The organism is Segatella paludivivens DSM 17968 = JCM 13650, from assembly GCF_000373185.1.
Lineage (GTDB): Bacteria > Bacteroidota > Bacteroidia > Bacteroidales > Bacteroidaceae > Prevotella > Prevotella paludivivens.
In genome coordinates this window covers 1-21,774 of sequence record NZ_KB890628.1, presented here as the reverse complement: position 1 = coordinate 21,774, position 21,774 = coordinate 1, and the positions used below count along the sequence as shown (strand labels likewise).

19 protein-coding genes and 1 pseudogene are annotated in these 21,774 nt (G+C 36.2%); 7 read left to right on the top strand and 13 right to left on the bottom strand.

What is annotated here, in order from left to right; genetic code table 11:
• Positions 1-65: 65 nt before the first annotated feature.
• On the top strand, positions 66-1,106 hold the full coding sequence (locus tag B045_RS0101970; RefSeq protein ID WP_018462589.1) for a YeiH family protein: 1,041 nt from the start codon (positions 66-68) through the stop codon (positions 1,104-1,106).
• 92 nt (positions 1,107-1,198) lie between these two features.
• On the opposite strand, the gene B045_RS0101965 is transcribed toward B045_RS0101970, so the two are convergent.
• From B045_RS0101965 to holA, 7 genes are all read right to left on the bottom strand, one after another.
• Complete coding sequence (locus B045_RS0101965; protein WP_018462588.1) at positions 1,199-1,582, bottom strand: hypothetical protein; 384 nt, start codon at positions 1,580-1,582, stop codon at positions 1,199-1,201.
• Between the two features lie 315 nt (positions 1,583-1,897).
• The gene (gene aroC / locus B045_RS0101960) at positions 1,898-2,974 is read right to left on the bottom strand and encodes a chorismate synthase (RefSeq protein ID WP_018462587.1); all 1,077 of its coding nucleotides are present in this window, start codon (positions 2,972-2,974) and stop codon (positions 1,898-1,900) included.
• Positions 2,975-3,035: 61 nt separating this feature from the next.
• Complete coding sequence (locus B045_RS0101955; RefSeq protein WP_018462586.1) at positions 3,036-3,626, bottom strand: FKBP-type peptidyl-prolyl cis-trans isomerase; 591 nt, start codon at positions 3,624-3,626, stop codon at positions 3,036-3,038.
• 75 nt (positions 3,627-3,701) lie between these two features.
• Positions 3,702-4,613 carry a dihydroorotate dehydrogenase gene (locus B045_RS0101950; protein WP_018462585.1) on the bottom strand — a complete coding sequence of 304 codons (912 nt, stop codon included), beginning with the start codon at positions 4,611-4,613 and terminating at the stop codon, positions 3,702-3,704.
• Positions 4,601-5,377, bottom strand: a complete 777-nt coding sequence (locus B045_RS0101945) for a dihydroorotate dehydrogenase electron transfer subunit (RefSeq protein ID WP_018462584.1) — start codon at positions 5,375-5,377, stop codon at positions 4,601-4,603. Before B045_RS0101945 ends, B045_RS0101950 begins: the two co-directional genes overlap by 13 nt.
• A 220-nt stretch (positions 5,378-5,597) precedes the next feature.
• Complete coding sequence (locus B045_RS0101940) at positions 5,598-6,065, bottom strand: helix-turn-helix domain-containing protein (RefSeq protein WP_025883666.1); 468 nt, start codon at positions 6,063-6,065, stop codon at positions 5,598-5,600.
• A 771-nt stretch (positions 6,066-6,836) separates the two neighbouring features.
• On the bottom strand, positions 6,837-7,871 hold the full coding sequence (holA, locus tag B045_RS0101935; RefSeq protein ID WP_018462582.1) for a DNA polymerase III subunit delta: 1,035 nt from the start codon (positions 7,869-7,871) through the stop codon (positions 6,837-6,839).
• A gap of 44 nt (positions 7,872-7,915) precedes the next feature.
• Between holA and B045_RS0101930 the strand changes: the two genes are divergently transcribed.
• A complete protein-coding gene (locus tag B045_RS0101930) occupies positions 7,916-8,365 on the top strand; it encodes a type I restriction enzyme HsdR N-terminal domain-containing protein (RefSeq protein WP_018462581.1) in 450 nt (149 codons plus the stop codon).
• 473 nt (positions 8,366-8,838) lie between these two features.
• Here the strand turns inward: B045_RS0101930 and nrdG are convergent, their stop codons facing one another.
• Together nrdG and B045_RS0101915 are read right to left on the bottom strand one after the other, a co-directional pair.
• Positions 8,839-9,342 (bottom strand): anaerobic ribonucleoside-triphosphate reductase activating protein, encoded by a 504-nt coding sequence (gene nrdG / locus B045_RS0101920; protein ID WP_018462579.1) that lies wholly within the window; start codon positions 9,340-9,342, stop codon positions 8,839-8,841.
• A 48-nt stretch (positions 9,343-9,390) separates the two neighbouring features.
• Positions 9,391-11,610: an anaerobic ribonucleoside triphosphate reductase gene (locus tag B045_RS0101915; protein WP_018462578.1), complete on the bottom strand. Its 2,220-nt coding sequence runs from the start codon at positions 11,608-11,610 to the stop codon at positions 9,391-9,393.
• Positions 11,611-11,956: 346 nt separating this feature from the next.
• Here B045_RS0101915 and pflB point away from each other — a divergent pair, with 346 nt between their 5' ends.
• Genes pflB through yfcE form a run of 3 tightly spaced genes read left to right on the top strand, consistent with a single transcriptional unit; the run spans position 11,957 to position 15,485 of the window.
• The gene (pflB, locus tag B045_RS0101910) at positions 11,957-14,203 is read left to right on the top strand and encodes a formate C-acetyltransferase (RefSeq protein WP_018462577.1); all 2,247 of its coding nucleotides are present in this window, start codon (positions 11,957-11,959) and stop codon (positions 14,201-14,203) included.
• Position 14,204: 1 nt separating this feature from the next.
• Positions 14,205-14,942 carry a pyruvate formate-lyase-activating protein gene (pflA, locus tag B045_RS15250; protein ID WP_025883663.1) on the top strand — a complete coding sequence of 246 codons (738 nt, stop codon included), beginning with the start codon at positions 14,205-14,207 and terminating at the stop codon, positions 14,940-14,942.
• Between the two features lie 3 nt (positions 14,943-14,945).
• Positions 14,946-15,485, top strand: a complete 540-nt coding sequence (gene yfcE, locus B045_RS15245) for a phosphodiesterase (RefSeq protein ID WP_018462575.1) — start codon at positions 14,946-14,948, stop codon at positions 15,483-15,485.
• Between the two features lie 43 nt (positions 15,486-15,528).
• Here the strand turns inward: yfcE and B045_RS0101895 are convergent, their stop codons facing one another.
• Positions 15,529-16,614, bottom strand: a complete 1,086-nt coding sequence (locus B045_RS0101895; RefSeq protein WP_018462574.1) for an AAA family ATPase — start codon at positions 16,612-16,614, stop codon at positions 15,529-15,531.
• Positions 16,615-16,680: 66 nt separating this feature from the next.
• Positions 16,681-17,151 carry a helix-turn-helix domain-containing protein gene (locus B045_RS0101890; protein WP_018462573.1) on the bottom strand — a complete coding sequence of 157 codons (471 nt, stop codon included), beginning with the start codon at positions 17,149-17,151 and terminating at the stop codon, positions 16,681-16,683.
• A 435-nt stretch (positions 17,152-17,586) separates the two neighbouring features.
• On the opposite strand from B045_RS0101890, the gene B045_RS0101885 reads away from it, so the two are divergent.
• Entirely contained in the window at positions 17,587-18,222 is a 636-nt protein-coding gene (locus tag B045_RS0101885) for an NAD(P)H-dependent oxidoreductase (protein ID WP_018462572.1), read from the top strand.
• Between the two features lie 734 nt (positions 18,223-18,956).
• Here the strand turns inward: B045_RS0101885 and B045_RS0101870 are convergent.
• Positions 18,957-19,973 (bottom strand): EFR1 family ferrodoxin, encoded by a 1,017-nt coding sequence (locus B045_RS0101870; RefSeq protein ID WP_018462569.1) that lies wholly within the window; start codon positions 19,971-19,973, stop codon positions 18,957-18,959.
• 424 nt (positions 19,974-20,397) lie between these two features.
• Between B045_RS0101870 and B045_RS0101865 the strand changes: the two genes are divergently transcribed.
• Entirely contained in the window at positions 20,398-20,922 is a 525-nt protein-coding gene (locus B045_RS0101865; protein WP_018462568.1) for a ferritin, read from the top strand.
• Between the two features lie 135 nt (positions 20,923-21,057).
• On the opposite strand, the pseudogene B045_RS15400 reads toward B045_RS0101865, so the two are convergent.
• Positions 21,058-21,774, bottom strand: a pseudogene (locus B045_RS15400) (outer membrane beta-barrel protein); the annotation flags it as partial.

The window sequence follows — 21,774 nt, the reverse complement described above, 5'->3', positions numbered from 1 at the left end:
TATAAACACTCAACGACTTTTTTACTTATCTTTGCATGCGATAAAAACAAATAAAGATAAGTATTATGAAATTATCAGAACAACGCAGCAGCATGCTACACGGAGTACTTCTTATGACTCTTTTCGCATGCGCAGCTTTTTACATCGGTGGCACAGACATGGCCAAGGCTATATCTTTCTCACCAATGATTGTGGGTATCATCCTAGGTATGCTTTACGCAAACAGTTTACGCAACAACCTTCCAGAAACATGGACACCAGGTATTGCATTCTGTTCTAAAAGAATTTTGAGACTTGGTATTATACTGTATGGATTCAAATTAACTTTCCAGGACATTACAGCAGTAGGACTTCCAGCAATATGTATGGACGCCATAATAGTTGTAGTGACGATATGCGGAGGAGTATTAATCGGAAGATTATTAAAAATGGATCGCGGAATAGCATTACTCACTTCGGTTGGCAGTGCAATTTGCGGTGCAGCAGCAATACTAGGAGTAGAATCTGCTATAAAAGTAAAACCATATAAGACTGCAGTTGCAGTATCAACAGTGGTTATATTTGGAACTATATCAATGTTTCTCTACCCTATTCTTTTTCGCAGCGGCATATTTGATTTAACACCAGACCAGATGGGCATTATGACTGGTGCTACAATTCACGAAGTGGCACATGTTGTTGGTGCAGGAAACGCAATGAGTACAACAGTATCAAATTCAGCCATCATTGTGAAGATGATACGTGTAATGATGTTAGTTCCGGTTTTGTTGGTAATTAGTTGGAATGTAGCTCGTGAAGCTCGTCGCAATCCTGAAAGTGATGAATTTGGACGTGGAAAGATAAAGATTCCATGGTTTGCAATATTGTTTCTTATAGTGATATGCTTTAATAGCTTAGGTTTACTTTCAGAATCAATAGTAACATTCCTAAACAATATAGACACCTTCTTGCTTACTATTGCGATGACAGCACTTGGAGCAGAAACAAGTATAGAGAAATTTAAGAAAGCAGGCTTCAAACCATTCCTACTTGCCTCTATATTATATTGCTGGCTAATTGTTGGAGGTTACTGTTTATCTAAATATCTTGTCCCTATGCTTATGTAAACATAGAAACCTACGGACATGAAAAAAGGCTGCATATCTGTTAAAACAGACATGTAGCCTTTAATTATTCTCTCTCTTAATCTTATTTCTTTTTACTTGTTCAAACCACGGTTGTTCATTGTGGTGTTAAGAAGAAGAAGATACTTGCGATACTGATTTGTATTCAGAATGTAGTGCATGTACTTAAGATTCTTCTCAATTGCCTTGTCAACCATAGGCTTGCGCTCATCTTTAGAAGCGTTAGCTGCGTTCATCATTTCCACACAGAATGTTTTGTGTACATCCTCAACGCTTTCTAGCTGATCCATTGAAAGTCCAAGAGCATCTGCAAGTTTACCATAGTTTACTGTCATGTCATAAACTGCTACTGTGTTTGTTGCCTTTGCATCTTCACCTTCTGCGAATGCGATTGTTGTCATGCTCATAAGAGCAACGAATGTCAAAATAATCTTTTTCATAATCTTTTTACCTTTCATCTTTTTGAACCTCTTTTATTACCTATTATCCTGAGGCTCTGTTATACATCTGTTATTATCCTAAATGTCTTTATCTCTGTAAGACATTGCAAAGATATGATGTTTTTATTTATCTCGCAAGCATTTTATCACACTGTTTGCGCAAACAGCAACATTTCTTGACCTAAATCAAAGAAATAGCTTTCATTTCTATAGTAATTTGCTATTTTGTAGCGAAAAGTATAATAATACATACCTTTATAAATAGAAATTGAGGATAAACCTACACGATTTATCCTCAACAAGTATATTATTTGGTCAACAAGCTTTTGTTACCTATATATGTATTGTCTTATTAATAAGGTAATTATCTAAAATTACCATGGCTGCCATAGCCTCGACAATAGGTACTGCTCTTGGAAGCACACATGGATCATGGCGCCCACGAGCTGTTATTGTTGTGGAATCACCATTGAGATCCACAGTATCTTGTTTCATCAACAGAGTTGCAACGGGTTTGAAAGCGACACGGAAATATATATCCTGTCCGTTACTTATTCCCCCCTGAATACCTCCGCTATGATTTGTTTTCATTGTTATTGTTCCCTCAGAACTTGCAAAAACATCGTTCTGCTGGCTACCGCGAGCTACCACTCCATGGAATCCCTCGCCATACTCAAATCCTTTTACAGCGTTTATTCCCAACATTGCAGATCCCAACTGGGCATGCAACTTGCTAAATTCTGGTTCACCTAATCCTACAGGGCATCCCTTAATTACGCATGTGATGACTCCACCTATTGTGTCTCCATCAGCCTTTACTTCAGAAATAAGTTTTTCCATTTGCTTAGCCTTATCCGAATCAGGACAACGCACGATGTTATCTTCAATGGAATTAAGGTCGTACTTTGTATAATCTCTATCCAACTCAATAGTTCCGACTTGCGATGTATATGCCTTTATATCAATATTCAATTTACGCAAAGCTAATTTGGCTAGCGCACCTCCGACACAACGTGCTATAGTTATACGCGCAGAAGAACGTCCTCCTCCACGATGATCTCTGATGCCATACTTATTGAAGTATCCAAAATCAGCATGCGATGGACGAAAAAGACTACGCATGTTGTCATAATCGTTAGAATGCTGATTAGTATTATAAACAGCAAATCCTATTGGCGTACCTGTAGACTTACCTTCAAAGACTCCACTGAAAATCTCGACCTTATCAGGTTCATTTCTACTTGTTGTAATCTTACTCTGTCCAGGACGTCTGCGATTGAGTTCCTTCTGTATGAAGTCCAAATCTATATCAACACCAGTAGGCATACCATCAACCACACCTCCGACAGCCATACCATGACTTTCGCCAAACGTAGTAAGAGTAAATATATTGCCGAAACTATTTCTCATAATGGTTAATATTTAAAAACAGAAAAGGCGCTCCATAGAAATGAAGCGCTCTTTATTTATTTTAATGACAGCCACAGCAGCCACCATCTTTCTTTTCATCTCCACAACCACCTTCACAATCGCCTTCGCAACCATTACAGCCACCACAACCATCGTTTCCATTGACCATGTTCATGTATTTTCCTATTTCATCATTTGTCGCATCACGATTTTCTTTTATACTGCCGACAAACTTTAAAGTCTTTCCAGCCAAAGGATGATTAAGGTCTACCTTAACCTTATCGTCAGTAATCTCAAGAATATGTCCGTTGAAACGATTGCCATCTTCATTCTGTAAAGGAACAATAGCATCTACAACAATATGTTCTGAATCAAACTTTCCGTTGATAGAAAATATCTGCTTATCTAAGTCCAACACATGCTCTTCGATATGTTCTCCATAAGCTTGATCTGGTGTGAGTGTAAGCTCAAAATCTTCACCATTTTTTAAATTAACTACAGCCTCTTCAAATGCAGGAAGAGTGAAACTGAAACCACTTAGAAAATCGAAAGGACGATCTTCGCTAGTTTGCTCAATCAGTTCCTGCTTGCCATCAGTCACGTCATACAACATATATGAAACGGCGATGTACTTGTTTTGGTTATTGTCCATTATTACCTTATTATATAATTTAACTTGTGCAAAGATAATATTTTTAATCGAAAAATCCGATAAGCATCAATATTATTAATCTTTAATAGCACCAATTATCTCGTTTATACTCTTGCAGCCATGTGAGTCTAGCCAATCATTTATACCATTTATCACATTAATGGTTACAGTTGGATCTACAAAGTTTGATGTACCAATCTCTATAGCTGTAGCACCACACATTAGGAATTCTATTGCGTCGCTAGTATTGCTTATTCCACCAAGCCCAACTACAGGAATGTTTACCGCATGAGCAACATCGTAAACCATTCTTAGTGCAACAGGCTTAACAGCAGGACCACTTAATCCACCTGTACGTATGCTAAGCATAGGTTCGCGCTTCTCTATGTCCACTGCCATTCCCATTAGTGTATTTATCAAAGAAACAGCATCAGCACCCTCTTCCTCGCATGTGCGTGCAATTGATGTTATGTCAGTTACATTTGGCGATAGCTTTACAATAAGAGTTTTATGATATGCATTGCGAACTGCCTTGACTACGCTAGCTGCACCATCACAAGTTACACCGAAAGACATTCCACCATGCTTAACATTTGGACAACTGATATTCAATTCAATAGCAGGGATACTATCTAGGGCATCAATACGTGCGGCACATTCAGCATATGTTTCAGGATCATTTCCGCTTACATTAACAATCATATTCGTGTTTATATCCTTTATCTGTGGATATATATGCTCACAAAAATAGTCTACTCCTTTATTTTGCAGTCCAACACAATTGAGCATTCCACTAGCTGTTTCTGCCATACGAGGATAATCATTTCCTTCACGCGCATGTAACGTTGTACCTTTTACTATAATGCCACCCAGTTCATCCAAAGGAACTAAATCAGCAAATTCAATTCCATAACCAAAAGTTCCTGAAGCAGTCATTACAGGATTCTTCAATACAAGGTCATTTATTTTTACATTTAGATTTGCCATAATAGTTTCTTAATATTTAACACTGGGCCTTCTTGACATACACATACATGCCCTTCGGTTGTCTTCTCTACACAACACAAACAAGCACCAATACCACATGCCATATTATTTTCAAGTGAAGCCTCACACTCTATGTTATTTGACATCGCATATCGTGCAACACTCACCATCATCGGTTTAGGACCACAAGTACTTATTCGAGAAAACTTTTCATTCTGCAATATTGAATGATTAGTCACAAATCCCTTTTCACCAAGACTTCCATCCTCAGTTGTAACAAAGACACGACCAATCTTCTCAAAATATTCGAGTTCAAGTAAATCAGACTTGCTTCTTGCTCCTAACAAGAAAGTTGGCTGACCACCCATTCTTCGTATTTCACAGCCAAAATGTAACAAAGGGGCAACGCCAACACCACCTCCTACAAGCAAAATCTTCTCGCTTTTGTCAACTGGCATAGTAAATCCATTACCCAAAGGGAAAAGACAATTTAGCTTATCACCAGCATGAAGTTTTCCTAATTGGCGAGTTCCGTCACCAATCATGGCAACAAGCAGCCATAATTCGTTAAGATTATAATCAACTAAGTTTATTGAAATGGGACGGCGAAGATATGTTGACGGAGAATTGTCAACACGAACTTCCACAAATTGTCCCGGTGTCATCTCTGGTAAAGTCTCTTCAGAAGTAAGCTTAATAAGAACATGCTTAGCACTCAGAGCCTCTACTGATTTGACAGTAAGGTCTAGAACGTATTTTTTCATCTTTGCTTTTTGCAATAATGTTTATGCAAAGGTAGTGCAAGCTGAACACAATACAAAATAAAAAAGGTTTTTTTAAATTTTATTGTTTAGGTGAAAACTACATAATATAATAATCGAAAGTAGTACAAAGCCTAATACGAAATAAAATAGGTTGGCATAAATTAGCCTATGCAACTTATATTATTCTGATACCATAAAAGTTGCATAGGCTAATAACGATCTAACCTTTTTGAGGAACGAAAGTCTCCCATGTCTTATCATCATAGAACACTCTTATCTCTGATATCTTTCGTTGTGGTTTGTCAATTATTTTAACTTCAGTTTTAGTTTTAGTAATTGGTGTATTATTTACACTCTGTATATTTGGTTGTTCAAAAAGAGATAGAGTAGGACTGTCTTGTTGTGAGTCAAAATCAATAATACCATCTTGGGATGGTAAAGCCTCATTATGCTCAGTAACATCAGATGTCGAAACTTGGTCCATATACATAGGTCCAGTACCTGATAAAAGCCATTCCAAAGATAATGAAGGGATCTTATTTTTTATAGCCTCAACAATCGTGAGGGTAGGTTTGGTTCTACCATTAAAAATACTACTCAGTGAAGCAGGTGACATTTGAATGAACTGAGCGAAGGTCTGCTGAGTCATGTGTTGACTCTCCATGATCATCTTTATTCTATCTTTCATAAGTGTGTATTTATAGAAAAGGGCTCTTTTATGCCTTTTTTCGTTGACTTTACAAAAGTAAAACAAAAAATCGAAACAAACAACATTTGTATAGCATATTTAACATACTAAACATCAGGTTTTGATTTCGAAACTTTACAAATATAAATATCAAAACGCAAAAGCCTATGGTTTAGAATTACAAATCCAAATTTAGATTCATAAAGTACTACAAAGCCTTTCTTTAGAAGGAAAAGCTAACTAATTAGTTCTAATATAGTTAATTGTTGATTGTAAAGCACTGAAAGAGCATATATTCACTTCTGATTTTTAAAATAGTGATATATTAGGATGTTTTCAATGGAAATTTTAGCTATAATGCTGATTTTTAGCAAGTTATGGTCTGTATATCAGTGCAGAATATTTATTCGTATAGAATTCAAAACCTAAATGTTTACATTTGTATATCCAAATATAACAATATACAAACGTATAATATATAGTAAATTTAGATTCGTAAATACAAATACAATTTACTATTCTTAATTATCAAAACGTAAACTTTAAAAAGGTAAACCGTAACTAATGTTAACACTAAATTATCAGAAAGCAAAACAACTAAAAAACAGCAAAATTCTGATTATCTGAACGAGTGCCCGAACATTTAAAAATACGCGAATTTTGAAGGGGGTAAAATCAACTTAAATGACTTGTTTATAATAGTTTAGGCACAAAAAAGTGCCCCTGAAGGGCACTCCATCTAGCTCAAAATAAGCAATAAATAGACTCTTTTTAGTGCAAAATGAAGAAAATAAGCTCTTTCATTAGGTCTCCAGCACTAGTATTAGGGTTATCTAACCCTTTACTTTTAGCATCTATTTCTCTTATCTTAGAAATTATCTGCATCGTTTTCATTCCGGAGTAATTTCTCATACCTGTAACATAGTCTTTGGCGGCCCATCCGTTTCTTAATTCCAAGTATTCTGCAACAGCATTTTCGTTCATCTTATTTGGAGAATAATATGCTATCATCAAATTTTCGAAATATGAAAAGAGCAACGGGAGAATTGAGAAGAGTGAACCAGCTTTAGGATTACTGTCAAAATATTTTATTATCTGATTTGCCTTGAAAACATCTCTTCTTATGATTGCATTTCTAAGTTCAAAAGTATTAAACTCTTTACTAACTCCAATTTCTTTTTCAACAACATCTGCTGTTACTCTCCTATCAGAATCAGAAAGTGAAATTAGGACTTTGTCTAATTCTGAAGTTAATCTGTTAAGATCTGCTCCAACATGTTCAGCAATTACCTGAGCTGTTTTTGAATCAATGGTAGCACTATTTTTTTTCAAATATGATTCTATGAAACCAGGAAGTTCACGATCATATAATTTTTTACTTTCGAAAATAACGGCTCCCCCTTCAAGAGCTGCCGGAATAATTTTCTTTCTTTTGTCAATACTGCCATTTTTGTGACAGAATACTAAGATGGTTGATTTTGCAGGATTTTTGAAATACCTTTCTAAAGGTTCTGTATTCTTCAAATTCTGCGACTCTTTAACAATCACCACTCTATATTCAGACATCATCGGAAAACCTTTTGCCGAATCGACAATTTGGGCTGCACTTATATCTGCACCAAACACAATACTTTGATTGAAATCTTTTTCCTCTGGCTTAAGTACATTTTCAGCAATAAATTCAGAAATCTTATCAATGTAATATGATTCTTCTCCCATTAATATATAAATAGGTGAAAACTTACGCGCATTAAGATCGCGCATAACCGTTTCATATGACACTCCTGTATTTTTTCTTTCAGGCATCTTTCTATTTAAATTATTTTGTTTATCTTTGCAAAAATAGCAAAATGATTCCATTAAACCTACCAGATTACGAAATAAAGTTATCGGGAACTCCAGATAAACCTGCGATTTTCGACGTACTTCGCCGAAAATATGTTTCACTTACTCCTGAAGAATGGGTACGCCAACATTTTATACACTTCATGATTGAGCAAAAAGGTTATCCACTTAGCTTACTAGCAAACGAAGTAAAACTAAAAGTTGGTGAGAAAAAACTCAGAGCCGATAGCGTATTATATTCAACAGAGTTGAAACCTAGGATGATTATAGAATATAAGGCACCCAACATAAGCATAACCCAAAAGGTATTTGACCAAATTACAGTATACAATATGTTGCTCCACGTAGACTATCTTATAGTCACAAACGGACTACAACACTATTGCTGCAAAATGGATTATGCTAGTAAAAAATATTTATTTTTAAAAGATATTCCAGACTACAAAAATATCTGACAAAATTCAATTGAAAGATACACTGTGGAAGGAATTATATAAGCTTAATTAATACCATTTTTAGGAACCACTTTAGGTTCAGCATTTGTGTTTTTCATGAAAAATGAAATGCCTTTATAAATGAAGAAGACGTTACTTGGATTTACATTCGGTGTTATGATAGCCGCTTCAATACGGTCACTCATTATACCAAGAATGGACATGCTATCTAATTACGGAAAAGCTGCTGTTCTATAAGTTTCAATAGGTCTACTTGTATGCACGGCATTTATACTCATTGGTATTATTACCCCACACCTTCATACAAGAAGTCAAGAACCAGTAGATCCAAAATCACATTTATAAAAAACGACAATACTAAATCTTGTCGTGACAATTCATTATATTCCAGAAGAAATAGCGGTTGGAGTTTTTATTGCAGGAGCAATGCTGGGAGATAAATTTATTAAAAATTAGAGTAGTCCATTGCTTAATTACAATCTAGTTGGATCATAATCAAGCAATACAACTTCTTCATTTTTCAAAGATGCTTTCACATCAATAATACGCTGGTTACTGCTTCCACGAAATATCAAGTCTGTATCTTTCAATTTCAACACAAAAGGTCCATCAACCAAAACGTCTATTTTTTCAAGCAAAGACTTTTGGGCATGATTTTTAATTAAGGTTTCAAATTTAAAACCCGTAAAGCACCATATTGTCTTTGATGTTTCAATACGTATAGCTTCAGCAAGTTCAGCAAATCCTTCAGGTTGAAACATAGGATCACCACCAGAAAACGTGACGTTGGCAAACGGATCTTCTTTTATTATATCCATTATTTCTTTTGTTGTCATCAGCTTACCGTTGTTGATATCCCATGACTGAGGATTATGGCAACCAACACAAGCATTAGGGCAACCAGCACAATAAATTGACGTACGAAAACCAGGTCCGTCAACCATTGTGTCATGAACTATATCTAATATACTAATCATAATTGAAAAAATCCCTCCTCTTATTGAGGAGGGATGCTATAAAGAAAATTATTTATTTGAATTTATATGTGTTACACGGTCGTTAAGTTCAGCCAGTTTGGCATGATTCCAACGGTCTGTAGTTCCAACAAGATAACCTGTAATTCTTTGCAGTTTATCTATATTTGTACTTCCACACTTAGGGCATACTTCAAGTTCAGTATCAGCATTTTCATAACCACAATCCATACAACGGTTACGATTATGGTTTACACTGCCATATCCCATATCATACTTATCCATCATATCTACCACACTAGATATTACATCTGGATTATGTGTTGCATCACCATCTATTTCAACATAGAAAATATGTCCACCACGTGTAAGATTATGATAAGGAGCCTCTATCTGAGCCTTATGCATTGCAGAACATTTATAATATACAGGTACATGGTTTGAGTTTGTATAGTATTCACGGTCTGTAATACCATCGATTACCCCAAACTCCTTTCTGTCATATTTAGTGAAACGACCAGAAAGGCCTTCAGCAGGAGTAGCAAGAATACTGTAATTATGCTGATAGAGTTCGGAGTAATCATTTGCGCAATCACGCATGAAAGTAATAATCTTAACTCCTAAGTTCTGAGCCTCATCGCTTTCTCCATGATGCTTACCGACAAGAGCTTTCAGACACTCAGCCAATCCAATAAATCCGATACCAAGAGTACCTTGATTGATTACCTTTTCTATTGTTTCATCAGGATTTAACTTATCACAATCTATCCAAAGTTTTGTCATAAGCAAAGGGAATTGCTTGACAAAAGCTGTTTTCTGAAACTGAAAACGCTCATCAAGTTGCTTTGCTGTAATATCAAGGATATTTTTCAACTTGTCAAAAAATACATTTATACGTTCATTCTTATCCTCAATACCCATACATTCTATTGCCAACTTCACGATATTAACAGTAGTGAAACTCAAGTTTCCGCGAGCAATACTAGTCTTAGGTCCGAAACGGTTTTCAAACACACGTGTACGACATCCCATAGTTGCAATTTCCCATTTATAACGTTCAGGATCATCTGCATTCCATTTCTCATTCTGATTAAATGTGGCATCTAAATTCAGGAAATTAGGGAAGAAACGACGTGCTGTAACCTTGCAAGCCAACTTATAAATATCATAATTTCTATCTTCTGGCAGATAGTTTACACCACGTTTTTTCTTCCAGATCTGTATCGGAAATATAGCAGTCTCGCCATTACCAACTCCCTCGTAAGTAGACTTCAGTAATTCGCGCATTACACAACGACCTTCAGCAGACGTATCTGTTCCGTAATTTATTGAAGAAAATACAACCTGATTTCCACCACGGCTGTGAATAGTATTCATATTATGGATGAATGCCTCCATAGCCTGATGTACACGATTCACAGTTTTATTGATTGCATGCTGGCACAAACGTTCATCACCTTCAAGCCCATCAAGAGTTTTTTCAATGTAATCTTCAATATTCTTATGATACAATACAGATAAATCATTACCGGTAAGTTTTTCAAGATTCTTAACTTCCTCTATAAATGAAGTTTTAACATAAGGAGCAAGATAAAAATCAAAAGCAGGAATAGCCTGTCCTCCATGCATTTCATTCTGACATGTTTCAAGAGATATACAGGCAAGTACAGCAGCAGTTTCAATGCGCTTTGCTGGACGTGATGAACCATGACCTGCAACAAATCCATGTTCAAGAATATTGTCCAAAGGATGCTGAACACAAGTTAGACTCTTTGTCGGGTAATAATCTTTATCATGAATATGTATGTAATTATGCTTCACGGCATCTCTTACATCCTCAGATAACAAATAATCATCAACAAAAGGTTTTGTCGTTTCCGAAGCAAACTTCATCATCATTCCTGCAGGAGTATCAGCATTCATGTTTGCATTTTCGCGTGTTACCTCGTTATTCTTGATGTTGACAATTTCCATGAATACGTCACGAGTTTTGGCTTTTCTTGCAATACTACGCTGATTGCGATAAGCTATATATCTCTGAGCAACATCCTTTCGGGCACTCTTCATAAGTTCCAGTTCAACAGAATCCTGTATATTCTCAACAGTCATCTGGTCTTTTCCCTTAAAAGATATGTGATCCGTGATTTTCTGTATTAGTTCATCGTCCTCACCCTTTTCTGTGTGAAGCATTGCTTTGCGGATAGCAGCCATAATCTTTTGCTCATTAAAGCCTACTACTCTTCCGTCTCTTTTTACTACTGTCTGTATCATTATTAACCAGTGATTAAGTTATTTAAATTCTCCTACAAAGATAGTACTTATATAACAAAGTTGTTCTTTTTAGACAACTTTTTACACGTTAACAAAAGTTAAGTGCCTATTAATCAACAACTTACAAAATAAAAAAGAAAACTTCGCTAAATTCTAAGTCGTTTTAAGTTTTCTTTTCTGATAATTTTCATAACTATTTAATAACTAACATTTTACGCTTTCGCACAAACTATTTAACTATTTTTATGATATTAGAGGTAACAATTGTTACCAGTATATCAAAATAATAGTATTACCTTTGCACGCGAATTAAGATTAATTAATATTATATTTAACCCACGCTATTATGAGAACAGAATGGAGAGGTTTTAAAGGTAACAAATGGAAATCTGAAGTTGATGTAAGAGATTTTATTCAGAACAACTACACAAGCTACGATGGTGACGAGAGTTTTCTTGCTAAGCCTACAAAGGCAACAGAAGAACTCTGGGGCATACTCAAAAATCTACAAAAAGAAGAAAGGGCCAAAGGAGGCGTACTTGACATGGAAACAGAAATTGTTTCAAGTCTTACCGCTTATGGACCTGGATATATTGGAGAAAAGACTAAAGAACTAGAAAAAATAGTTGGTTTGCAAACAGACAAACCATTAAAGCGAGCATTCATGCCTTATGGCGGTATCAAAATGGCGGAGCAAGCTTGCACCACTTACGGATACCAACCTGCTGACAAACTTCACGAAGTATTTTCTAAATACGTAAAAACTCACAACGACGGAGTTTTTGACGCATATACAACCGAGATGAAGCATGTACGCCACAATCACATCCTTACAGGTCTTCCTGACACTTACGGACGTGGTCGTATAGTAGGTGACTATCGTCGTGTTGCACTCTACGGTATTGACTTCCTTATACAGGAAAAGAAAAACGACCTAGAGAACATGGGCGACCGCGAAATGATCGACGATGTAATTCGTCTTCGCGAAGAAGTTTCAATGCAGATTAAGGCTCTCAAAGGACTTAAAGAAATGGCTGCTAGCTACGGCTTCGATATTTCTATACCTGCATCAAATGCACGTGAGGCTGTACAGTGGTTATATTTCGGTTATCTTGGAGCTGTAAAGACTCAGAACGGAGCAGCAATGTCTGTAGGTAGAGTTTCTACTTTCCTCGACATCTATATGACTCGCGACATCAATGAAGGCAATCTTACAGAAGATGACGCACAGGAACTTATCGACCATTTGGTTATGAAGTTCAGAATGGTTAAATTTGCACGTATTCCTTCTTACAACCAGTTGTTCAGCGGTGACCCAGTTTGGGCTACTCTTGAAGTTGGTGGTATAGGTCAGGACGGTCGTTCTATGGTTACAAAGAATGATTTCCGCTTCTTGCATACTCTTGAGAACATGGGACCTTCACCAGAGCCAAACCTCACAGTATTGTATAGCAAACGTCTTCCTGATGGATTCAAGAAGTATGCTGCAATGATTTCAGTGACTACAAGTTCTATCCAATACGAGAACGATGATATCATGCGCCCTGTTTGGGGTGATGACTACTCAATCTGCTGCTGCGTCAGTGCAACTCAGACTGGTAAAGAAATGCAGTTCTTCGGAGCACGTGCAAATCTTGCTAAGGCTCTTCTTTATGCTATCAACGGTGGTGTAGATGCTAAGTCTCACGAACAGTGTGGTCCTGCATTCCGCCCTATCAGTGGAGATGTCATCACATACGAAGAGTTTGCGCCTCGCTTTGATGCAATAATGGACTGGTTGGCTAGCGTATATGTAAAGACATTGAATCTTATTCATTACATGCACGACAAGTACTTCTACGAAGCTGAAGAAATGGCTCTTATAGATACAGACGTACGCCGTACATTCGCTACCGGTATTGCAGGTTTCAGCCATGTAGTTGATTCTATCTGCGCTATCAAATATGCCAAAGTTAACATTCTCCGCGACGAAACAGGATTCCCAATTGAATTCAAGACAGAAGGTGATTTCCCTCGTTATGGTAATGACGATGAGCGTGCTGACGAGATTGCAGTATGGTTGCTCAAGACATTCATGAACAAGATTAAGAAATGTCACACATACCGTAACTCAGAGCCTACAACAAGTATCCTTACCATTACTTCAAATGTAGTATATGGTAAATATACTGGTGCTATGCCTGACGGTCGTGCTGCAGGTACACCACTCGCTCCTGGAGCCAATCCTTCATACGGAGCAGAGAAAAACGGTCTGTTGGCTTCTTTGAACTCTGTTGCAAAACTTCCTTACGAATATGCCCTTGACGGTATTTCAAATACACAGACAATAAATCCTGGTGCTCTAGGCCACGACGATGTTGAACGTGCCAACACATTGGTAAATGTTATGGACGGATATTTCAGTCAGGGTGCACACCATCTTAATGTCAACGTATTCGGTATTGATAAACTTAAAGACGCAATGGAGCATCCTGAAAAGGAAGAATATCAGAACTTCACAATCCGTGTAAGTGGATATGCAGTTAAGTTTATTGACCTTACACGCGAACAGCAGTTGGATGTTATCGCACGTCAGGCTCACGAGACTCTTTAATATGGCAAAAGCAAACGTTCACTCTATAGAATCCTTCGGCTCGGTTGACGGGCCGGGGGTTCGTTTTATTATCTTCTTGCAGGGATGTCCTATGAGATGTTTGTTCTGCCACAATCCTGATACTTGGGAACTGGGCAAAGGACAAGAATTCTCTGCCGACGAGCTCCTTGATAAAGCAGAAAGATATAAGTCATATTGGGGTGACGAGGGAGGTATCACTGTAAGTGGTGGTGAAGCACTGCTTCAAATAGACTTCCTGATAGAATTTTTTAGCAAAGCCAAACTTCGAGGTATTAACACTTGCCTTGACACATCGGCACAACCTTTCACTAGAAGGGAACCATATTTCAGCAAGTTTGAGACGTTGATGAAATATACTGATACCATATTGCTTGACATCAAGCACATTAACGACACCGAACATCGCAAACTAACTCATCACAGCAACAGCAACATCCTTGACTGCGCCAAATATCTTAGTGATACGGGCAAGAAAGTTTGGATTCGCCACGTGCTGATTCCTGGAATAACTGACAAAGAAGAATATCTTTCACAGCTAAATGCATTTATCAAGACATTGAAGAATGTTGAAAGAGTAGAAATTCTTCCTTATCATACGCTTGGCACTTTTAAATATGACAAGCTAAACATTGAATACCCTTTAAAAGGCATAGAACCTCCTTCTAAGGATAGCATAGACAAAGCTACAGCTATTCTCAAACAAGGACTAGAACTTTAGCATATGAAGTATTTATTAATATCTGACATTCATGGTTCACTTCCAGCATTGAATGAAGCTCTGAAACTATTCAATTCAGAGCATTGCGATATGATGTGCATAATGGGTGATATATTGAATTATGGTCCAAGAAATGAAATACCTGAAGGAATAGACCCTAAGGGCATTGCTGAATATCTTAATTCTATGGCAGACAAGATTATCGCAGTAAGAGGTAACTGTGATTCAGAAGTAGACCAGATGTTACTTGATTTTCCTATCATGAGCGACTATACGATGATTGTAGACGAAGGTCATAAATTATTTCTCACTCACGGACACATCTACAATAAGGAAAACTTGCCAAAGGGAAACTTTGACGCTATTATATATGGTCACACACACCTATGGGAACTTTGCAAGATTGATGGTACTACTATTTGCAACACTGGTTCTGTAACATTCCCCAAAGGAGGCAACTCTCCTACTCTTGCCATATACGAAAATGGAACAATAAAAATATTCCATTTAAATGGCAAACTTATAAAGCAGCTTGCGATCTAAATGGAATATCAAAATAGCATTAAAGGATAATTATTTACATTTACTATCCTTTTAAAGCTATATTATAATTGTAATATTTTGAATTTCCTGTAATATCCTTTATCACTTTTATAAAAGGAGGAAAATTAACGCTCTCCTGTTCCGCAATACCTTTGGTTTCAAGAATCATCAAATTCTTCACAGGCTTGAAATAATTATCAAGTTCAAAATACTGTCCCTTCCAAATAAAACTCTTTCTCACCTTACTTATTGTGTTTCTGTAAGGATCAGCCTGTTGTAACAGTGACACATAAAGGTTATTGTTTATCGGGCGTTCAGTCTCTAACTTTTCTGTGTCTGAGATTCGTCTCTTGGTTGTATGCACGTAAACATACTTTCCCTGCCATCCACGACGGCGCAAACGAACTTCGCATCCTGGTTCAGCAACAAGATATGTCTGTGTAATCTCACTTTCTATAACTCCAGGTATTTCGCCAGTCAATTCCACAATATACTTTCTTTCCTCAACAATAGGCTGCGGAATGCCAAGTACATTTGATATTTCATTCAGCACACGGTGCAGCTTGTTATTAAAATCCTCATGATTATTAATAACTCGCAAGTGCGGATGTCCCGTCCATGCATTAATAACCTTTTTATCAAGCTCACGAGCTAATGTAAGTCCTTCAGTGCGCTGTTTGTTATTAGTAGTCGTATAATACTTCTCAGCTCCATCAGCGGCAGAGACCAAATGCAATACCGCATCATAGCGATGATCTCTCAACATACTAGTACTTGTGCCAACTGAAGCGGTTATTTTCTCCCACATTTCTGGTTTCATGTAGGCAGAAATATCCATAGCCCCACGGTCACAGATAATCATTGATGGTTCAGTGCACTGTTCTGCAATGAGCTGGAATTTATCTTCTAGATCAAGCTGAACTTCCAGAGTGGCTTTCTCGCCCTGGTAAAAAAAATCTTTATTGTCTGTTAGATAGTCCATTCCTGACTGACTGAACATTGTAGGCACCTCAGGAATAGTGAATACCTTATATCCCAAACTAGAGAAATGCTCTATAACCTTCACCAAAGCAGTAGTCTTGCCAGCGCAAGGTCCACCTGTAAGAACTATTTTCTTAATATCTTTCATACTTGTTTTATTGAGTACAATTGAGTAAGCAAAGGTACTCTAAAAATCCCGATTACACAAAATTTTTTATGCTGTTTTGCGTTGACGACCTTTCACAGCAAGTTCTCTCAATAATTCAGGATGATTTCTGATATATTGCATTTTATATTGACGTGGAGTCATTCCGCGCAAGCGGTAAAAAGCCACATAAAAGCTCTGACGATTTGAGAATCCTACCATTTCACTGATATCTTCTACTCTCATCTTTGTATATCTTCTGTCTATTAGCATTGTCATAGCTTCATTAACGCGATAATAATTCACCAATTCGCAATAGCTCATATAGAAACGTTCAGCGCATACCGCAGAAATATATCTTACGTTAGTACCCAAGTCCTCTGCCAATTTCTTTGCGCTATAATCTTTGTCCTTATACTTTTCTTCAAGGATAATTTTCACACGAATTTTCTCCTGTAATTCATCTTTCACACTAGGATTCATAAAACTACGATAGTTTGCTCTTTTCTCCGACTTTTCCTTAATATTGTATTTCGTCATCTCACTTTATATATATATACATTCAAATTGTTATTCTGACATCCACTGCGACTATTCCAGTCACTAAATAAATTTAAAAGCGATGCAAAATTACTAAAAGATTGTCAGACAAAGAAAGATTAAAGACATATTATTGAGAAAAAATAAAAAACAGTTAGATTCAATCTGCATTATTACTACATGTTGAGAATAAGGAAATAAGCTAATATTTTTATCAAAGAGTCTGTAATGCTATGATACCAAGTGTTATTATGATGCTTTCCCAAAAAGCATGTAAAAAAGTTTTGTGGCACACGACATTGTATAATGTTTTTGAGTTGACGGGGCGCTCATAAAAAATTATTAACATGAGTCTTTTATTAATTATAACAGAAATATCTTGGCGATTAAAAAAAAGATATATATCTTTGTCATATAACTTATAAATTAACATATATGGCACTATTAGATAATTTAAAATGGAGATACGCTACAAAAGCTTATGATTCTACAAAGAAGGTAGATCAGGAAAACGTCGATAAAATTATAGAAGCAGCACGTTTAGCACCAACCTCTTCTGGTTTAGAACAATTTAGAATAATCGTTATTAACGATCAGAAACTAAAAGAAAAGATTGTTCCTATTGCTATGGATCAAAAGAATATTGCTCAATGTTCGCATCTTTTAGTCTTTGCTGCGTGGGATAAGTACACAGAAAAGAGAATTGATGATATTTACAATTATATCACAGACGAAAGAGGTTTACCAAGAGGACGTTTCGGCTCTTATACGACGAAACTTAAAGCTCTGTATCTGCCACAGACAGCAGAAGAAAATTTTGCTCACACGGCTAGACAGGCTTACATTGGTTTAGGAATGGCTTTGGCACAAGCCGCTGAGTTGAAAGTAGACAGCACTCCAATGGAAGGCTTTGATAATGACGCTTTGGATGAACTATTAGGTCTAAGATCAAAAGGACTAAGAAGTGTCGTTTTAATGCCTATAGGCTATAGAGACACAACAAACGACTGGCTTGTGAATATGAAGAAAGTAAGAATTCCAAAAGAGGATTTTGTTATAACAAACAAGTAGAATCTTCGGAACTTATATCAGAACAACGTCGTAATTTAACTAAACATGTTGGATTACGACGTATTTTTTAATAATGATACAAGCTTTTAAACGAAGACAAACTTACTATCAGCAACTTAGATGTGCTTTAACATGAAATCATGTTTCATGTTAAGTTTCATCTATTTTTTGAACGACAAAATCAGCTTTTCTTTCATAATCATCAATTTTCTACCCAAAATACATGTTTTTGCACAGTATAAAATCACCTCTAAATTATTCCGATTTTGCATTTCATCGATAAAACGCATAAAATAGTGTCTCTTGACATACACCTCTCCTACCCCAAAAAACTTTCTAACAGACTGACACACAATCATTAGACGCTTTGACGCTATTTATTTTCAAAAACTATAGGGGGAAAAATGACTTAAATCATCAATAAAAAAATAAAGTAAGTACTATAATTTATACCCTGATTTCTAAATACGTTATACTTAAAATCCATTTTTACTGTAGTAAAAAACAGCATTTAAAGACCCTGTATTTCATTTCTACGATCAAACGTCTGCATTTCTACGACATAAAGTTTCCATTCCTTCGACGTAAAGTTTCCGTTCTTTCGATATAAAGTTTCTATTCCTACGATATAAAGTTTCCTTTTCTATATGGAAAACTTCTATTTTAAGAATCATCAATTTTCCGTTGTCCAAATATTGCCAACGCGTTAATATTATATCTGCTTATATTGGTTATTATAATCTTCCATTTCTTCTGTATCTTCCCCACCATTTAAAGTGCGTGAGAGAGAATATATGTATAAGCTTGCCAGTGAACTTATACATAATCAGAACGTGCTGTATGCGATACAGCAGCCCCATCAGAATGAATAGGAAAACGTTGATAGTGATAAAACTTACCTGTGCATTGTCGAATATTGATGGAAGCATTGCATATAGGGCTGAAGAAGAAAGAAGAAGCGTGCATAGTACTGTCATCATTACAAGTCCGTGAGACGTCTCTATAGCCCTTCCTGGACAGATATTCATACATTTCATGCAACTCTCACACTTGAAGGTCCAATAAGGATGTCCTGATTTCTTAATTATCGCATGTTTTGGACAGCGCTTAATACACATATCACAATGTAGACAGGTATGAGACGCATAAAAGGTTTTAGCAATGAAAAAACGGCCTATAGCGTAATAAAGCAAAGCTATTGGTGATATGAGTAGATCTTGGACGATTTCGCGTAGAGCAGTGAAATCATGTTCATTCTTAATCAGCCTTAGACTATGTTTATTCACCCTCTGATGATTTTTCTCAAAGATATAATCCACAGCTTTTCCTCTCAAGGCCGGATGCAGCGACAGCCAATTAGATGGCATATCAAATGGCACCATTCCAATGACCTTGTAGCCTTTAATGCTTAATATCATTGCTGATAACAAGAAGGCAATACCTGTGATTCCTGGTGTCACGACACTTCCTATTTTCATTCCGGCTCTAGTGTTCATTAATATCACTTTGTTATGTCCATATTTAAATCTACTGATGAAATTGAGCATTATAGGTGGATAGTTAAAACCATGTACCGGAGAGATTAGTCCAATATGGGCATCATTATCTATTGTGATTTCATTAATATTCAGCTGTGTAATGTCATAGAGAGAGCATTTTACTCCTTTCTCCATAACATCTTCTTTCATCCATTCTGCAACTTGTCGTGCATTTCCAGTGCCTGAGAAATAAAATATCAAAAGTTCTTTCATCTTATATAATGTGGTATCTGACTATAAAATGCAAATTTACGATATTAATTTATAAAAAACTACATTTAGATCTTAGAAACCTTACCACGAATGAATTTTTAAAGAATTTAGAGGAAAAAGTATTTAGCATCTAGTTTTCTACAGTAGTAAAAGGGAAATTCATAATATCTACAGAATGGAATGCTTGCGTTTTTATCAAAAATATCTTAATTTTATACAGATAAGTTGAGTCCATCATTATATTTTAAAATAAAAAACAGTTAAAAACATCTAATTATGTGACATTTTTAATTACTATCTGTTTTTTATATATATCTTTGAGAAAGTGATTTCACTCTAGGCAACGATATGTGTTGCCAGATGCGATGACTGTTAATTTCAAGATTGTTATTAACAATAATATAAATAAAATAGGAGGAAGTTTATGTTGAATAAAGAAATTGAAAAAGCTCTTAATGAGCAAGTCAATGTAGAGATGTGGTCAGCTTATTTATACTTATCTATGGCTGCTTATTGTCATTCCATTCGCTATACGGGTATGGGAAGTTGGTTTGAAGTCCAATTTAAGGAAGAACAGGATCATGCTAAAATTTTATTCAATTATATTATCCGTCGTGATGGTAGAGTTGAACTCGAAGGCTTAGATGCTGTTCCTAAGGAATGGAAATCTATACATGAGATCTTTGAGAGTACATTAAAACACGAACAGGAAATTACAGCTAAAATCAATAGCCTAGTATCTTTAGCTAAGGCTAAAAATGATTATGCTACAGAAAGTCTGCTGCAATGGTTCATTGACGAGCAGGTAGAAGAAGAAGATAATGCACGAGACATTATAGATAAACTTGATATGATTAAGGATAATGGTTTCGGTATTTATATGTTGGACAAAGAGCTTGCTGTAAGAACTTATACACTGGCTGCTCCATTAGCCAACTCTGTGTTATAAAAAAATAAAACACTTTTGAAGATTATACCGTTTTCTTTTATCACTATAAAAGAATATAAATAAATTGCTAAGCTTTGATTTCATTAAAAGAAACGGGGCTTAGCAATTTTTTATTAATAGATAATCGTCTTTACTTTATTTTGGGTTGATACTAATTTTGTATCCTACTGTCAACATTACATAGCTAGGAATGTTGTTATAGAATGTTTCCGTACGACCTTGTCCGTTGACTACGAATGAATGATTTGATATTTTTTGTAACAGATCATACCCTATCACACGTACGTCAAGTTTGTTTTTGATAAAACTTCGCGACAAAGACATGTTCCAAATTACATAGTTGGTATTGGCAACGCTTTCACTATAACCTCGGCGTGAATACATCTTCAAGTCTGTAGAAATTCCGATATTAAGAGGTAACACATAAGTGGCTGTCATACCATAATTAAAATCAAATACATTCATTGTAGAGAAGTTGTTGCTAAGACTTACGGAATTGTGCCATTCCATATTGCCAAGCAACGCAGCACGAAACTTATTCTTCTGCATCGTAAGCTTCAGTCCATCTGTAACATAGATATTGTTCACCTTGCTAATCTGGTAATCAGCACTTCCTGCAAGCGTTACAAAGTCTACATTGCGATTGAAGTTGAAACTGGCATTATTCTCCAAGTTCCATAGTCTATCCTTATCAAGTGCCATTGAGAATCCATTACTTACAGAACCGGTCCAGTTGCCATTTATATTACGTGGCTGATAAGTATATACACCATTTGACTGATTGTATGTGACGGCATTTCCAATAAGATTTCTGTCAATCCTAAAATCAGCTGCTACATTATATTGAGCCTG

What these genes read in the sequence shown, in the direction of transcription:
- pflB (WP_018462577.1), top strand. Translation starts at nt 11,957, where the DNA reads ATGAGAACAGAATGGAGAGGTTTTAAAGGTAACAAATGGAAATCTGAA.
- B045_RS0101930 (WP_018462581.1), top strand. Translation starts at nt 7,916, where the DNA reads ATGATTCCATTAAACCTACCAGATTACGAAATAAAGTTATCGGGAACT.
- B045_RS0101955 (WP_018462586.1), bottom strand. Translation starts at nt 3,626, where the DNA reads ATGGACAATAACCAAAACAAGTACATCGCCGTTTCATATATGTTGTAT.
- B045_RS0101965 (WP_018462588.1), bottom strand. Translation starts at nt 1,582, where the DNA reads ATGAAAGGTAAAAAGATTATGAAAAAGATTATTTTGACATTCGTTGCT.
- B045_RS0101895 (WP_018462574.1), bottom strand. Translation starts at nt 16,614, where the DNA reads ATGAAAGATATTAAGAAAATAGTTCTTACAGGTGGACCTTGCGCTGGC.
- B045_RS0101945 (WP_018462584.1), bottom strand. Translation starts at nt 5,377, where the DNA reads ATGAAAAAATACGTTCTAGACCTTACTGTCAAATCAGTAGAGGCTCTG.
- B045_RS0101950 (WP_018462585.1), bottom strand. Translation starts at nt 4,613, where the DNA reads ATGGCAAATCTAAATGTAAAAATAAATGACCTTGTATTGAAGAATCCT.
- B045_RS0101865 (WP_018462568.1), top strand. Translation starts at nt 20,398, where the DNA reads ATGTTGAATAAAGAAATTGAAAAAGCTCTTAATGAGCAAGTCAATGTA.
- pflA (WP_025883663.1), top strand. Translation starts at nt 14,205, where the DNA reads ATGGCAAAAGCAAACGTTCACTCTATAGAATCCTTCGGCTCGGTTGAC.
- B045_RS0101915 (WP_018462578.1), bottom strand. Translation starts at nt 11,610, where the DNA reads ATGATACAGACAGTAGTAAAAAGAGACGGAAGAGTAGTAGGCTTTAAT.
- B045_RS0101940 (WP_025883666.1), bottom strand. Translation starts at nt 6,065, where the DNA reads ATGAAAGATAGAATAAAGATGATCATGGAGAGTCAACACATGACTCAG.
- B045_RS0101870 (WP_018462569.1), bottom strand. Translation starts at nt 19,973, where the DNA reads ATGAAAGAACTTTTGATATTTTATTTCTCAGGCACTGGAAATGCACGA.
- aroC (WP_018462587.1), bottom strand. Translation starts at nt 2,974, where the DNA reads ATGAGAAATAGTTTCGGCAATATATTTACTCTTACTACGTTTGGCGAA.
- yfcE (WP_018462575.1), top strand. Translation starts at nt 14,946, where the DNA reads ATGAAGTATTTATTAATATCTGACATTCATGGTTCACTTCCAGCATTG.
- B045_RS0101885 (WP_018462572.1), top strand. Translation starts at nt 17,587, where the DNA reads ATGGCACTATTAGATAATTTAAAATGGAGATACGCTACAAAAGCTTAT.
- holA (WP_018462582.1), bottom strand. Translation starts at nt 7,871, where the DNA reads ATGCCTGAAAGAAAAAATACAGGAGTGTCATATGAAACGGTTATGCGC.
- nrdG (WP_018462579.1), bottom strand. Translation starts at nt 9,342, where the DNA reads ATGATTAGTATATTAGATATAGTTCATGACACAATGGTTGACGGACCT.
- B045_RS0101890 (WP_018462573.1), bottom strand. Translation starts at nt 17,151, where the DNA reads ATGACGAAATACAATATTAAGGAAAAGTCGGAGAAAAGAGCAAACTAT.
- B045_RS0101970 (WP_018462589.1), top strand. Translation starts at nt 66, where the DNA reads ATGAAATTATCAGAACAACGCAGCAGCATGCTACACGGAGTACTTCTT.